A 492-nucleotide genomic window follows, 5' to 3' on the forward strand; every position below is an offset into this window, starting at 1 on the left:
AACAACACTGGTGACAGCAACACAGGTAATTCAAACTCCGGCTCAAATAACACTGGTGACAGCAACACAGGTAATTCGAACTCTGGTTCAAACAACACCGGTGACAACAACACTGGTAACTCAAACTCCGGTTCAAACAATACTGGTGACAGCAATACAGGTAATTCGAACAGTGGTTCGAACAACACCGGTGACAGCAACACTGGGAACAGTAACTCTGGCTCGAATAACACCGGTGACAGCAACACTGGTAACTCGAACTCCGGTTCAAACAACACTGGTGACAGCAACACTGGGAACAGTAACTCTGGCTCGAACAACACTGGTGACAGCAATACAGGTAACTCGAACAGTGGTTCGAACAACACCGGTGACAGTAACACTGGTAACTCGAACTCCGGTTCAAACAATACTGGTGACAGCAATACTGGTAACTCGAACAGTGGCTCGAACAACCCTGGTGACAGCAACACAGGTAATTCAAACTCCGGC

At 47.6% G+C, this 492-nt stretch carries 1 protein-coding gene; it reads left to right on the top strand.

Going from position 1 to position 492, the window contains the following annotated elements:
* On the top strand, positions 1-492 hold a 492-nt coding region (locus ACKTR2_RS10465), incomplete at both ends, for a hypothetical protein (RefSeq protein WP_407885080.1).

The sequence above is a fragment of the Furfurilactobacillus curtus genome (assembly GCF_045862785.1).
Classification (GTDB): domain Bacteria; phylum Bacillota; class Bacilli; order Lactobacillales; family Lactobacillaceae; genus Furfurilactobacillus; species Furfurilactobacillus curtus.